This is a genomic window from Ampullimonas aquatilis, assembly GCF_049675895.1.
In the GTDB taxonomy this organism is placed as follows: Bacteria; Pseudomonadota; Gammaproteobacteria; order Burkholderiales; family Burkholderiaceae_D; genus Ampullimonas; species Ampullimonas aquatilis.
On record NZ_CP183834.1, the window covers coordinates 1,710,144 to 1,723,940 of the forward strand.

Consider the following 13,797-nt stretch of genomic DNA (forward strand, 5'->3'; position numbering starts at 1 on the left):
AGGTTGCCTGCATGTTCATCATTTAATTAATATCAGTGTGTCAATTCTGGCAGTTAATCGCGCACTGTCAATCCAGCGTCCTGCGATAGCGCAGCAATGCAATCGCGGCGACTGACAACATAAACAACAGAATCGCCCCCACCTCGTGCTGGATGTCCGGCCACTGATTGCCCTTGAGCATGATGCCGCGCACGATGCGCAAAAAATGGGTCAGGGGCAGCAGGTTGCCAATATGCTGTGCCCAGCCGGGCAGGCCTCTGAACGGAAACATGAAGCCACTTAACAACATGCTTGGCAGAAAAAAGAAGAAGGTCATCTGCATGGCCTGCATCTGGTTGCGTGCCAGGGTCGAGAAGGTGAAGCCGACGGCCAGATTGGCGGCAATATAAATGATCAGCGCAATACTCAAGAGCCATAAACTACCCACCATCGGCACATTGAATAGGATGCGCGAGGCCACCAATATCACCGTGACTTGCACGTAACCAATCATGATGTAGGGCACGATCTTGCCGATCATCACTTCAATGGGACGTACTGGTGTGGCGAGCAGATTTTCCATGGTGCCGCGTTCACGCTCACGGGTCATGGCGAGTGCCGTCATCATCACCATGGTCATGGTCAGCACCACGCCAATCAGGCCGGGCACGACGTTATAGCGGGATAGTCCTTCAGGGTTATAGCGCCGCTGCACACGAATTTCAAAGGGCGCATCACGCGATTGCAAGGTCGTCAGGCTACCCGAGAGATCATGATTCAAGGCATGCAGACTGATGTTGTTGAGCGCGGCCAATGCATTGCCGGTGGCTGCCGGATCGGTAGCATCAGCCGCCAGCAGGATCGCCGGATGCTCACCACGCACCAGTTTGCTGGCAAAGTCCGGCGGCACAATCAAGGCAAACTGCGCCTTGCCCTGGGCCAGCAAGGTATCGGCTTCAGCCTCGCTGGCGGTTTGTTTAATGAGCGTGAAGTAGCCTGAATTTTGCAGTGCCGCGCTGAGCGTGCGCGAAAACTCGCTGCTATCGGCTTCGACTACCACCAGGGGTAAGTGCTTGGGATCAGTATTGATGGCAAAGCCAAACAGGATCAGTTGAATGATGGGGATGGCCACCATCATCATGAAGGTCAGCCGGTCACGCCGTACCTGGGCAAACTCCTTGATCAGGACCGCCAGAATTCTGCCCCACATGCTCAGACTCCGTCGTGGGAAAAATTATCGGTGGCCTCTTGCATGAGGGCGATGAAGACGTCTTCCAGGCTTGGTGCAATCGCACGAATTTGTTCTGGCTCTAACGGCAAGCTGGCGAGCAGTGCTGCCAATGGTGCCTGGCTACGACCACTCACATGCAGGCTGGTACCAAACGCAGCCAGACTCTGTACCGCAGGCTCACCACGCAGACGCGCTGCCAGGGCAATGGGATCAACACCACTCAATTCATAGGTTGTCAAACCGGCATGGGCAATCACTTCGGGCACCGTGCCATGGGTCAGCAAACGACCATAGGAGATGTACGCCAGCTCATGGCAACGCTCGGCCTCATCCATATAGTGGGTGGAAACCAATACGGTCAAACCTTGTGCGGCGAGCGCATGAATCTGCTCCCAAAAATCGCGCCGTGCCTTGGGGTCCACGCCCGCGGTCGGTTCGTCCAGCAACAGCAGTTGCGGTTCATGCAACAAGCAGGCCGCCAGGGCCAGGCGTTGTTTCCAGCCACCCGACAATGAACCCGCCAGTTGCTCGCGCCGATTGGTGAGATCAAGCTGCGCCAGCGTTTGATCGACCTTTTGCAAACGATTGGGCATGCCATACAGGCGCGCAATGAAATCCAGATTTTCTTCAATGCTCAAGTCATCATACAGACCAAACTTTTGCGTCATATAACCGACATGCGGTTTGATCAGATGGCTTTCCCGCAGAATATCAAAGCCCAGACAAGTACCACTGCCGGCATCGGGCGTGAGCAAACCACACAACATGCGAATCGTGGTGGTCTTGCCGCTGCCATTGGGTCCCAGGAAACCATAGATACGGCCTTTGGCCACATGCAGATCAAAGTCGGCCACCACAGTGCGCTTGCCATAGCGCTTGGTCAGGCCCTTGACATCAATCACCCATGCCTGCTCGCCCACGGCGGAGGGCAAGCGTTGGGCGGCCAGCTTGCGCTTACCCAGTGCACCACTGATTGGGTTAATCATGGGTTGTGTCCTGCCCGCTGGGTTTTGCCACACCAGGCTCGGGTTGATGACTGCCGGAACCGACTGCCGGATTGACCTGTCCCACCGGCAGATGCACTTCTAGTGGCTGGCCCGGATGCAGAGTCAGGCCGTCTGGCTTGATGGGCTTGGCTTCCAGCATAAAGACCAGGGTGGCGCGGCTTTCACGGCTGTAGATGAAGGGCGAGGTGTACTCGGCCTGGGCAGCGATATAGCTGACCGTGGCATCAATCGGCTGGCAACCGTCACATTGCAGGCTGACTGGCTGGCCTAACTGAAAACGGCTCAGCGCTGCCTGCGGTACAAAAAATCGGGCCTTGATATTGACCGCAGGCAGCAGGCTGATCACAGGCGAACCCGCAGCCACCCACTCCCCTTCACGGTAATAAATATCGGCCACCTGGGCGTTGATAGGCACCGCCACCGATTTTTGGCTAACCTTCCAATCGGCCTGTGCCAACTGCGCTTGCGCAGTGGCAACCGCCTGTTCAGCCGCCTTGATTTCATCGGCCCGCGCGCCTAACCGTGCAACTCGCAACTGCGCCTGGGTCTGCTGCAGAAGCGCCTGATTCTGCAGCACGGCAGATTGAAATTTATCAAGTTGGGAAGGCGCAATGAAGTGCGTATCCACCAGTTTTTGCTGACGCTGCAAATCGCTCTGCGCCAGTTGCAGTGCCGCCTGCGTCTGTTGCACCTGAGCCTGCAAAGCGGCCATCTCATCAGGCCGCTTGCCCTTTTGCAAATCGGCCAAGGTGGCTTGCGCCTGTTGCAAGCGGGCGATGGCTTCATCATGTGCGGCCCGTTCGCTGTCCTGCTCCAGCACAAACGCCGGGTTGCCCGCCTGCGCTGCGCCACCACGCACCAATTGCAACTGCCGCAAAGTACCTGAGAGCGGTGCACTCAGGCGCACATAATCGGCTTCACCATAGCCAGAAAAATAATCAACCGGCTTGTCACTGCAACCCAGCAAGCCACTAACAACCATGCCACCCAGTAGCAGATAGCCCAGGCATCTTTTTACGATCCACTGCTTCAACTCGTTCTCCTTGATACCTAGGCATCATCGCGCACTCGTTGGCAGCCATATTGACACAGTACAAGCTCGGTGTGATTGACTGTTTGAACGACGCCGTGGCGTTGTTATTGGGAGAAACAAGCCGGTTAAAAAACCGTTAAACAGGCTATTTATAAGGAGTATGGCTATTTTTAGGCTTGTATAGTACGTTTTAATTACCTCTGAAAAAATACAGTATAGGGGTATTTAAGAACGGGCCACATCTTGCCCCAGCATCATGGGCATGATCTGTTCTTCCTGTTGCGCGTTAAAGCCCAGCGCCTCTTGCATGACAGGTGGGTTGACCCAGGTGCCAAACAGAATATCCCAAATTGGCAACCCATAGTTTTGGGCGTGATGGTTGGCCTGATGATGCACGCAATGCATGGCCGAGCGCTGCACGATATAACCAACCCAATTGGGCGAGCGCAAATTGGCATGCGTCCAGTACGACACGGCGCCTGTCAGCAAGACCACCCAATTGGCATCGGCATCACTTAAGCCAAACACCCAGTAAGCGGCCAGACTGTTGGCAAACACAAAGCTTAAAAAGTCGAGGGGATGCGCGTAATTGCTGACCAGCACTTCCATGCGTGATGGGCTGTGATGCAGTTGATGAATCCGCCACAACAGCGGCACGCCATGCAGCGCACGGTGCAACCAGTACTGAAAAAACGTGGCCACGAGATACGCCACACCACCTTTGACAAAGCTCGGCCAGGCATCGGGCAAATGCACGAGCGGTGCACCCGCCAGCCATTAGTTCAATCCAACCATCGCCACAATGACAGCGCCCCATTGCAGACTGTTGATCAGATAAGCACGCCAGAACCAGCGCCATTGCCAAGATTGTTGACGCGCCGGAAAGCAGCGCTCCAGCACAAAGAAAATCATAAAGAGCAGCGTGAGAAAACTATACAGTGTCAGTGCGTTCATAGGAGTAGCGAGCAAAAAAAGAATCAGCCACTACTGTATGAGTTGGTTCACCAACTGGCTTGTATCAATGCGACATCACGAGAAAATGCGGCGAGGAAATCAGGACAAAAGATTGAAAAATTGAAGATAGAGTTGATAATGCCGCTTTACTGAAATGATGCTTTACTGCGCAGCGACTTGTCTCGCAGCCAGTTCTCTTGTTGTTAACTCTCTTGTTGTTAACTCTCTTGTTGTTAACTCTCTTGCCGTTAATTTCTTGCCGTTAAATTCGATTAGTCAACAGGCTTTCAGCCATCAGGCAGTTCCCAGCCACGCCAATCCTTGAGTGGCATGGGGTAAAACAATTGCTCAAATTGTGCCAGCGGCATGCGATACAGCCAATAAGCCGGATCAGCGCTGGTGATCTTGTCCAGTAACTCACTGGGCGCAATCCCCGCCAAAGCCACAAATTCACGATGCATATGCGCCTGGTCAAAATAGCCCGCCTCGTGCGCAATCCGGGTCAAGTCCCCTCGCCCGCTCGCCTGCCACAACATGGGCAAGGTCAGGCCAAAACGGGCCATGCGCCGCACCTCACGTAGTGGCACACCAAAATACGTCAGCACCTGACGCTCCATCTGCCGTGTACCAAGCCCGATCACTTCGGCCAGTTTCAGAATGGGCAAAAATATCCGCGGATGAGCTGCCAGCATTTTTTGCCCATAACTCTGGCGTGCGGACAAATTAAGCGTCTGCAATAAAAACTGCTGCAACAGTGCCGTAGCTGCTGCCAGCTCCGCTTGCATGGGTAACTGTTGGGCGAGCAGCGTATCGACTTGATCCATCAAACCGATACTCGCCTGTGGCGCAAAATGATCCATCGGCAGCATGTTTTGCACCAGTTCTGCCATCACCACCTGCATCGCATCGGGCAACAGACCGGGACGAAACGACACCACAATAAAACGCGTATCAGCAGCAGCATGCGAATAGCGTGGCTGTGGACAAGGCCCGCACAGCCCAAAGCGTGGCGGCTGCCAGGTGCCACCATCGGGCAGCAACACGGTGACCGTGCCACGCAAATATAAATGCACTTGGGGATTCAGGCTGGCCGGTAAATGCGAGTCCTCGCCATCCAGCTGCATGGCCATGAAAGGCATCAGCAAATGCGCCAGGCATGGATCAGGAGGAATGACTTGAAGATGCATTTTTCAATTATCCTGGCAAATTATTGATTGAAGAAATCATCAATCGGCTATTTTAGTCAGGCAGTTTTCGTAACGACCGGCGACGCAATAAAAGATAAATCGCCGGTACTACAAACATGGATAGCAATGGTGCCGTCACCATGCCGCCAACCATTGGTGCAGCAATTCTTTTCATGACTTCAGAACCTGTGCCAGCGCCATACATGACAGGAACCAGGCCCGCAATGATAACGGTTACGGTCATGGCCTTGGGACGCACCCGCAAGACGGCACCTTCACGAATCGCCGCCAGCAGATTCTGTTCGTCACATTGCCCCAGCATGAGACGAGTTTCCCAGGCATGCTTGAGGTAGAGCAACATGATCACACCAAATTCGGCTGAAACGCCTGCCAGGGCGATGAACCCGACACCACTGGCCACGGACAGATGATGCCCCAGCGCCCATAACAACCAGATGCCACCCGCTAATGCAAAGGGTACCGTCGTCATGATGAGCATGGCCTCGTCAAATCGCTTGAAGGTGAGATAAAGCAAGACAAAAATGATCAGCAAGGTGGCTGGTACCACCATTTTCAGTTTGGCGGTTGCCCGCTCCAGATATTCAAACTGTCCTGACCAGGCAATCGAATAGCCGGCTGGCAATGTCACGGCTTTGGTGACGACTTGCTGCATGTCATGCACCGCTGAACGGAGGTCGCGATCTCTTATATCAACATAGACCCATCCCGACAGCCGGGCATTTTCGCTTTTCAGCATGGGTGGTCCATCGCTGATGCGGATGGTGGCCACATCACCAAGACGAATTTGAGCACCACGTTCAGTCAGCACGGCAAGCTGGCGGAGCTTCTCGACCGAATCACGCACCTCCCGCGGATAGCGCACATTGATTGGGAAACGCTGCAGACCTTCGACTGTTTCACCAATATTGTCACCACCGATGGCCGCCGCAATGATGCTTTGCACATCGGCAATATTGAGACCGTATCGTGCTGCCGCATCCCGGTTGATGTCGATGTCAATATAGCGTCCGCCATTGAGTCGCTCTGCCAATACAGACGATACACCGGGCACATTTTTAATGACTCGTTCAATCTCGCCCGTAATGCGGTCTATCTCCTTCAGGCTGGTACCGGCCACCTTGATACCAATCGGGCTTTTGATGCCGGTAGCGAGCATATCAATCCGGTTTCGAATGGGGGGCACCCAGACATTGGATAAACCCGGCACCTTGACGATATGATCCAACTCTTCCACCAGCTTGTCGCTGGTCATGCCAGGACGCCATTGATCGCGTGGCTTGAACTGGATGGTCGTCTCAAACATCTCCAGCGGTGCCGGATCAGTTGCAGATTCGGCCCGTCCGGCTTTTCCAAACACAGTTTGCACCTCGGGTAACGTCTTGATCAGACGATCAGTCTGCTGCAGCAGTTCGGAGACTTTACCCGCGCCAATACCTGGCAACGCCGAGGGCATATACAACAGATCCCCCTCATCCAAAGGTGGCATGAACTCCCCTCCCAGGCGGGTGACTGGCCAGATGGTGACTGCCACAACAAGCGCTGCAATCCAGAGCGTTGACTTTGGAAAACGCAGCACCCTATCAAGCAGAGGGCGATACAGCGCAATCAGGACACGATTGAGTGGATTTTTTTGCTCATCAGGAATCCGGCCACGAATCAGATAACCCATCAGTACGGGAATCAAAGTCACGGCCAATCCCGCAGCCGCTGCCATGGCGTAGGTCTTGGTATATGCCAGCGGTGCAAATAAGCGGCCCTCCTGTGCTTCCAGCGTAAAAACTGGCATGAAAGACAACACGATGATCAGCAGCGAGAAGAACAAGGCGGGGCCAACTTCAGCGGCTGCATGACCAATAACCTGCCAATGAGCTTCACCCTTGAGTTTTTCACCAGGATGTTGGTGATACCAAACCGCCATATGCTTGTGGGCATTTTCGATCATCACCACCGCAGCATCCACCATGGCACCAATTGCAATGGCAATGCCACCCAAAGACATGATGTTGGCATTGACCCCCTGGTAATACATGATGATAAAGGCAAGCAGTATGCCAATTGGCAAAGTGACAACGGCCACCAGGGCAGAGCGTAAATGAAACAGGAAAATGGCGCAGACAATCGCTACCACGGCAAACTCTTCGATCAATTTTTCTTGTAAATGATTGACAGCACGTTTGATCAGATGAGAACGATCATAGGTGGGAATCATTTCAACACCGGCCGGCAAGCTGCGCTTCAATGCAGCCAGCTTGGCTTTGACTGCATTGATCGTATCCAGGGCATTTTTGCCTGAGCGCATCACGATCACGCCGCCGACCACCTCACCCTCGCCATTCAAATCGGCAATACCACGACGCATCTCAGGCCCGATCTGAATGCGTGCGACATCACCTAATCGAACCGAAACGCCGGTATCGGTAGTCATTAATGGAATCTTGCGAAAGTCATCCAGACTCTTTAAATAACCTGAAGCACGCACCATGTATTCGGCTTCAGCCAACTCCAGTACCGAGCCGCCCGCTTCCTGATTGGCTTTTTGTACGGCCTCAATGATCCTGCCATGCGTGATGTGATAGGCACGCATTCTGTCCTGATCCAACTGAATCTGATACTGGCGAACCATGCCACCGATACTTGCCACTTCGGAAACATTGGGTACGGATTTCAGTTCATACTTGAGAAACCAGTCTTGCAATGTCCGTAGTTGCGACAGATCCAGCTTGCCACTGCGATCCACCAAGGCATATTCGTATACCCAACCAACCCCTGTGGCATCGGGCCCCAGTGATGTCCTGGCTTGGGCTGGCAGACGCGACTGTACCTGATTGAGATATTCCAGCACTCTGGAACGGGCCCAATACTGATCGGTGCCATCCTCAAACAGTACGTAAACAAATGAATCACCAAAAAACGAGTAACCCCGTACTGTTTTGGCACCGGGTACCGACAACATCGTGGTGGTCAGCGGATAGGTAATTTGATTTTCAACAATCTGGGGTGCCTGACCTGGATAGGTGGTACGAATAATGACCTGGACATCGGATAGGTCAGGAATCGCATCCAATGAGGTGCGCGACACTGACCATAGACCCCAGGCCGTGATCAGTACTGTCGCCAGCAGTACCAGAAAGCGGTTGCCAATTGACCAGCGAATCAACCTTGCAATCATGGCATTGCTCCATTCGGTGCAAGAACGGCTGGCGCAATGGTGACAATTTCAAACTGGCCGCCCGGCACTGCCCGAATTTCAAAAATGACCGTATCACCCACTGCAATATTGCCTGGCAGTCCGGCCACCGGTAGTTTGAAATTCATGGTCATGGGCCCCCATTGCAAACTTGAAATCGGGCCATGAGAAATGGTGATGTCATCTTTACCCAGCTTCTCGACCTTGCCTTCGGCACGATGGACAGGGCCGCTGCCCTGGCTATTATCTGATGCAGGCATGTCACTCATGCGAGTACTGCTACCTTTTAAACTCGCTTCCGAATCAATCAGAAACTGGCTGGAAATCACAATCTTCTGGCCTGCCTCCAGACCTTTTAAAATCTGGGTATGACCATGACTCTCCGCGCCAGTTTCAACCTCCACAGGCATGAATCTGCCCTCCTCCTGGGCGACGATCACCACGACACGGGTACCCGTCTGAATAATGGCTTCAGTAGGCACAAACAGCACATCATTGCGTGCTTTGGTGACAAGGTCGAGCGTGATGAACATGCCAGGAACCAGCTGCGCAAGGGGGTTGTTCAACGCTATACGGGCTTTGAGCGTACGGGTGATTGGGTCCACCTGCGGCAAGATTGCATTGACCTTACCCTTGAAAACCACGCCAGGCAAAGATGGCGTCCGTGCCTCGACCAGATTACCAGGCTGCACCTGGGCTGCCAGACTTTCAGGGACATCGGCATTGACCCAGACCGTACTCAAGCCATTGATTCGAAACAAGGGCGTACCGACTGCAACAGTCATTCCTTCACGCACGGCCAGTTCGGTGATGATGCCACTCATCGGCGCGATGAGTGTGATCCGAGCTTGCACCTTACCCAGTAATTCAACCTGATGAATCTGTTCATTACTCATACCCGCCAGCCGCATCCGCTGTCTGGCCGCATCAAGCAGTGCATCCCTGTCATTGGTTTGCATCTGGCTGATGGTCAACCACTCTTCCTGGGCCGCCACCCATTCAGGCACATAGAGCTCGGCCAAGGCCTGACCTTTTTTGACAGGATCCCATGGTGCCCGAACAAAAAGCTTTTCTACAAAGCCATTACTTCTTGCCTGCACCAATGCCATATCGCGCTCGTCATAGGCAATATTGCCAACAGCAGATAGTGTCGAAGCCAGATTGCCACGCATGACTTGAGTGGTACGGACCCCCAGATTCTGCTGTACTCGCGGATTGATCGTCACGCTACCGGGATCACCTTCATCCGCATAGACCGGGATCAGTTGCATGTCCATGAACGGTGATTTACCGGGTTTATCAAACTTTTGAGCCGGTACCATCGGATCATGCCAGTACAAAACCTTGCGGCCATTGTTGGCAGGCACCTCTGCGCCAGTCGCAGTCGTGCCAATGTTCTGCATACCCTGCTGGACACCGAACCGGTACGAGGCGTAACCACCGCCAGCCAATATTGCCACGGCAATCAGTGCAATCATTAACGGTTTATTATTCATGGCTTGTCCTGGTACTGCAGTTGAGCAGATTGACTGTCTTGCGTCATCGGAAAAATAAAATTGAGTTGCGCCCATAGACGCGCACGTTCAGCCTGCAATTCCAAAGCCTGCAAACGCACATCCGTTTCATTGCGGCGCGCTGCGAGCAGTTCGGTCAAACTGGCCTTGCCACCGCGATAAGCCCCTAACGTAGCCTGACTGCGCTGGATTGCCAAGGGAATCAGTTCGTTTTCATAACGCTTGACACGATCGATATCACTTTGCCATTCATTGATCATCGTATGCGTGTCGGCAATGCGAGCGCGCAACATCTCCTCACGCTCCTGCCGGACCTGTTCAAGCATTGCCAGCCTGGAGGAAAGTGCCCGATCCTGCCGATTTTTCTGATCCCATTGAAAGGGCCTCGAAAACCCCACTGAAACCATATTCGAATAGGCCGGACCACGTTGCTGATACGCAATCTCGACAGTCCAATCAGATTGCTTGTCAGCTTCTGCCAATTTCGCTTCGGCTTCGGCAATCTCTGTTTGTCTGGTCAATACGGCAATATCGGGATGCGCTGACAAGGTCGCATCCAGCATCGCCGGGTCTACATGATGACTGGCAATATCGGGTATGCCAGCCAATGGCTCGTCAACATCCCGGCCAGTCCAACGGACAAGCATTGTCTTGGCATTGCGTACTTTTCGTTGAATATCAGCGGCACGATCATCCACCATTGCCAATGCACTGCGTGCAGCAAAAATATCGGCCTGACTACCACGACCGGCACGATAATTTCCTTCTGCAGCCGCGACTTCCAACCTGGCCTGCGTCGCCTGCTCGACCATGACTTCAGCCATCCGTTCTGCATAAAAACGCTCCAGCCATACCAGCGCCGTGGCCCGTTGAATTGACGCGATGATGGTCGCTTTTTCAGCCAAAGCCCTATCTGCAGAGCGGGCATAGCGCTCGGTACGCCATTTAAGTTTTTGGTTACTCGTCAACTCCTGCATGACACCCAGTCGGCGCATTGTCATGAAATCACGAGTCAGGCTTCCCTTGTCAGGACCATCAACGGGTAAATTGTCGATACCGATCTTGAGCACGGGGTCAGGCAACTGACCAGCCGCAATGGCCATGTCACGAGCAGCCATCACCGCCTGATCCTGCCCTGATAATTGATGGGATCGAACCACAGCGAATTGCTGGGCCTGTGCCAATGTCAAACCATCAGCAGCCAGAACGCAGGGGCTGAATATGGGAAAGGTGCAGACAATGACTGCTGCACAAACAGCACAATACCGTGCACTTTCAGGCACAGCAAAAGAAAACGACATAAAACCTCCTGACAGCAATTGATCATGAGGCACACCCAGGGCGTGCCTTGCAAACCTTGGCGATCAGAAGGTTAAATGCGGAAACAGCAGTGACGAATGGCGATGGGCGGCGCTGTGGTGCGTCTATATAGGCTGGCAGAGGGTTGCAGCCAATGTACAGAAACGACGACCACATTGATACTTAAAGTTCGTATCAAGCCGGTTGTCATAAACGGTTGAATATCGGGTTGCGGGTTTTTATCGAGTGATTGCTGGCTGAGCGGGTCGTGAGCATGAGTATGGCAAAGCGTGGGCTGCTCACTATCCATGCCAGCACAGTTCAACATCACGGGTATCTCGGCGGTATCAGAGACTGAGGCTGATCCGTCCAGCATCATATTCGGGCATGCATACGACGCTTCAGCAAGCTGCATGAACAGCATGCAAAACAGCGTGAACAACACCGCCAACAAACGAGATGAGCGAGAAGGCTTCATTGATTACCCAAACTATGGTCGGATCATCATACGTAGTGCAATGATGGCTTGTCAAGTAACCAGTCAGCCAATCAAGCTGGTTTGTCGACATCGGCATTCTGATTACGCCCTGACAAAGGTACTTGAAAATCGGTGGCAACCAGACGCAACTGATTGATCAGCCCTAAACCACCGTGATGATGAAAAATGCGGCAACCACGATGGCAAAGGCAATGGTTGCTACTTGCGTAAACAGGAAGTCTATTTGCCACTTCTTTTTAAGCGCCCAATAGCCCAACACAAAGATCAGCAAATCTATTAAAAAAATAATGCTGCGAATCTGTAGATCATGTTGAGCGGAATCAGTCATGACAACTTGGCCTTGATCCAGCGCTGTCAGTCTGTTCATCAGACCATTTGTCCGGCTGTTCCTCAGACTATTGGTCAGTCTTATCCTGATTACCACTCGTCGCATCCGCCCGAGTCCGCTTGCGCCAGGCCGACACCTCGCCCAGCTTCATCTCTTCGGGCAGACTGCGGTACTTGCCATGGCCAACGCGTTGCGAGCGATAGATGCCGCTGTGGCCGGAAAACAGGTAGCTGATCACACAGGCAATCGCGGCGTAGAGCCCGGCTTCGGCACCAAACAACTCCATCGCCATCAGGGTGGACGCAATGGGCGTATTGGCCGCACCCGCAAACACGGCTACAAAGCCCATGCCCGCCATCAGCGCAATCGGCATATGCAAAAGTGGTGCAAGCGCATTGCCCAAGGTAGCGCCTATATAAAACAGCGGCGTCACCTCCCCGCCTTTAAAACCGGTGGCCAGGGACAACACCGTCATGCCAAATTTGGCCGCAAACTCATAGGTGGGCAAGGCATGCTGAAAGGCTTCCTGAATCACCGGAATGCCCAGGCCAATATAACGATCTGCCGCGAGTAACATGACAATGGCGGCCACGATTACTCCACCCAACATGGGACGCAAGGGCGCATAAGGAATGAACTGCTTGACCAGTGCATTGAGCTGATGCGTCGCATTGGCAAACAGTTTGCCCGTCAGGCCAAATAATGCACCGGCAATCAGCATGGCCACAAAACCCCACACCGACATCAACGGCACCGCACCAATTGCATAATGGGTATGGTGCACACCCAATAACAAGCCTATTCGCAACCCCACTTGATCAGCCATCAGCGCGGCAACCAGACAAGGCAGGATGGCGTCATATCGCAGGCGACCAATCGCCAATACTTCCAGGCCAAAAATGGCACCGGCCAAGGGCGTACCAAACACCGAAGCAAAACCCGCGCTGATGCCCGCCATCAAGATGATGCGCCGGTCTTCATGTTTAAGCCTGCACCAATGAGTAATCTGATCAGCCAATGCGCCACCCATTTGCACGGCAGTGCCTTCGCGCCCCACCGACGCGCCAAACAAATGCGAGACGACCGTCGCACCAAGAATCAACGGTGCCATGCGCAGCGGTATCACCTTTCTGGGATCATGAATCTCGTCAATCAACAGGTTATTACCCGCCTCGACCTGCTGACCATAGCGCAGATAAATCCAGCCTACCGCAAAGCCCGCCAGAGGCAACAGCCAGATCAACCAGCGATGACTCTCCCGTGTTGTGGTTGCCCATTCCAGCGCAAACAAAAACAGTGCCGAGGCCGATCCGGCCAACAACGCCACCACGCCAGCCAACAACAGCCACTTGCCAAGATATGGCAGCAGATCAACGGGTTCGGGAGAATGTTGGGACATGGCTGGCTGCTTGATTGTTATGCGTATTAGGTCAGTGTCATGCTGTTTTTTAAACAATCAAAAATGTGTTGATGATTGTAGCAGTCGGCTCTGCGCTGAATGTTTTCAAGTACACCAATATGGCAGAACCGCGCCAGATACCCGCCAATCAGCAAAGCG

The 13,797-nt window shown here is 53.5% G+C and carries 12 protein-coding genes; all 12 read right to left on the reverse strand.

The features are described 5' to 3' along the window. Window positions 1-67 precede the first annotated feature (67 nt). On the reverse strand, window positions 68-1,189 hold the full coding sequence (locus ACMYR3_RS07835; RefSeq protein WP_424196134.1) for an ABC transporter permease: 1,122 nt from the start codon (window positions 1,187-1,189) through the stop codon (window positions 68-70). 2 nt (window positions 1,190-1,191) lie between these two features. Further along, window positions 1,192-2,196: an ABC transporter ATP-binding protein gene (locus tag ACMYR3_RS07840; RefSeq protein WP_424196136.1), complete on the reverse strand. Its 1,005-nt coding sequence runs from the start codon at window positions 2,194-2,196 to the stop codon at window positions 1,192-1,194. Beyond that, on the reverse strand, window positions 2,189-3,250 hold the full coding sequence (locus ACMYR3_RS07845) for an HlyD family secretion protein (protein WP_424196138.1): 1,062 nt from the start codon (window positions 3,248-3,250) through the stop codon (window positions 2,189-2,191). Before ACMYR3_RS07845 ends, ACMYR3_RS07840 begins: the two co-directional genes overlap by 8 nt. Before the next feature lie 225 nt (window positions 3,251-3,475). After that, window positions 3,476-4,006, reverse strand: a complete 531-nt coding sequence (locus ACMYR3_RS07850; protein WP_424196140.1) for a sterol desaturase family protein — start codon at window positions 4,004-4,006, stop codon at window positions 3,476-3,478. A 21-nt stretch (window positions 4,007-4,027) separates the two neighbouring features. After that, a complete protein-coding gene (locus ACMYR3_RS07855) occupies window positions 4,028-4,204 on the reverse strand; it encodes a hypothetical protein (protein WP_424196142.1) in 177 nt (58 codons plus the stop codon). Between the two features lie 287 nt (window positions 4,205-4,491). Then, window positions 4,492-5,391 (reverse strand): helix-turn-helix domain-containing protein, encoded by a 900-nt coding sequence (locus ACMYR3_RS07860; RefSeq protein ID WP_424196144.1) that lies wholly within the window; start codon window positions 5,389-5,391, stop codon window positions 4,492-4,494. A 52-nt stretch (window positions 5,392-5,443) separates the two neighbouring features. Further along, the gene (locus ACMYR3_RS07865; RefSeq protein WP_424196146.1) at window positions 5,444-8,581 is read right to left on the reverse strand and encodes an efflux RND transporter permease subunit; all 3,138 of its coding nucleotides are present in this window, start codon (window positions 8,579-8,581) and stop codon (window positions 5,444-5,446) included. Next, window positions 8,578-10,095 carry an efflux RND transporter periplasmic adaptor subunit gene (locus ACMYR3_RS07870; protein WP_424196147.1) on the reverse strand — a complete coding sequence of 506 codons (1,518 nt, stop codon included), beginning with the start codon at window positions 10,093-10,095 and terminating at the stop codon, window positions 8,578-8,580. Before ACMYR3_RS07870 ends, ACMYR3_RS07865 begins: the two co-directional genes overlap by 4 nt. Further along, complete coding sequence (locus ACMYR3_RS07875) at window positions 10,092-11,414, reverse strand: TolC family protein (RefSeq protein WP_424196149.1); 1,323 nt, start codon at window positions 11,412-11,414, stop codon at window positions 10,092-10,094. The genes ACMYR3_RS07870 and ACMYR3_RS07875 overlap by 4 nt, the downstream gene beginning before the upstream one ends. A 71-nt stretch (window positions 11,415-11,485) precedes the next feature. Then, a complete protein-coding gene (locus ACMYR3_RS07880) occupies window positions 11,486-11,890 on the reverse strand; it encodes a hypothetical protein (protein WP_424196151.1) in 405 nt (134 codons plus the stop codon). Window positions 11,891-12,053: 163 nt separating this feature from the next. Further along, window positions 12,054-12,239: a hypothetical protein gene (locus ACMYR3_RS07885; protein ID WP_424196153.1), complete on the reverse strand. Its 186-nt coding sequence runs from the start codon at window positions 12,237-12,239 to the stop codon at window positions 12,054-12,056. A 67-nt stretch (window positions 12,240-12,306) separates the two neighbouring features. Beyond that, complete coding sequence (locus ACMYR3_RS07890; RefSeq protein WP_424196155.1) at window positions 12,307-13,638, reverse strand: voltage-gated chloride channel family protein; 1,332 nt, start codon at window positions 13,636-13,638, stop codon at window positions 12,307-12,309. Between the last annotated feature and the right edge of the window lie 159 nt (window positions 13,639-13,797).

Bases quoted from the DNA above. Each gene is read 5' to 3' on its own strand.
- ACMYR3_RS07835 (WP_424196134.1), bottom strand. From the start codon at position 1,189: ATGTGGGGCAGAATTCTGGCGGTCCTGATCAAGGAGTTTGCCCAGGTA.
- ACMYR3_RS07840 (WP_424196136.1), bottom strand. From the start codon at position 2,196: ATGATTAACCCAATCAGTGGTGCACTGGGTAAGCGCAAGCTGGCCGCC.
- ACMYR3_RS07855 (WP_424196142.1), bottom strand. From the start codon at position 4,204: ATGAACGCACTGACACTGTATAGTTTTCTCACGCTGCTCTTTATGATT.
- ACMYR3_RS07860 (WP_424196144.1), bottom strand. From the start codon at position 5,391: ATGCATCTTCAAGTCATTCCTCCTGATCCATGCCTGGCGCATTTGCTG.
- ACMYR3_RS07865 (WP_424196146.1), bottom strand. From the start codon at position 8,581: ATGATTGCAAGGTTGATTCGCTGGTCAATTGGCAACCGCTTTCTGGTA.
- ACMYR3_RS07870 (WP_424196147.1), bottom strand. From the start codon at position 10,095: ATGAATAATAAACCGTTAATGATTGCACTGATTGCCGTGGCAATATTG.
- ACMYR3_RS07875 (WP_424196149.1), bottom strand. From the start codon at position 11,414: ATGTCGTTTTCTTTTGCTGTGCCTGAAAGTGCACGGTATTGTGCTGTT.
- ACMYR3_RS07880 (WP_424196151.1), bottom strand. From the start codon at position 11,890: ATGAAGCCTTCTCGCTCATCTCGTTTGTTGGCGGTGTTGTTCACGCTG.
- ACMYR3_RS07885 (WP_424196153.1), bottom strand. From the start codon at position 12,239: ATGACTGATTCCGCTCAACATGATCTACAGATTCGCAGCATTATTTTT.
- ACMYR3_RS07890 (WP_424196155.1), bottom strand. From the start codon at position 13,638: ATGTCCCAACATTCTCCCGAACCCGTTGATCTGCTGCCATATCTTGGC.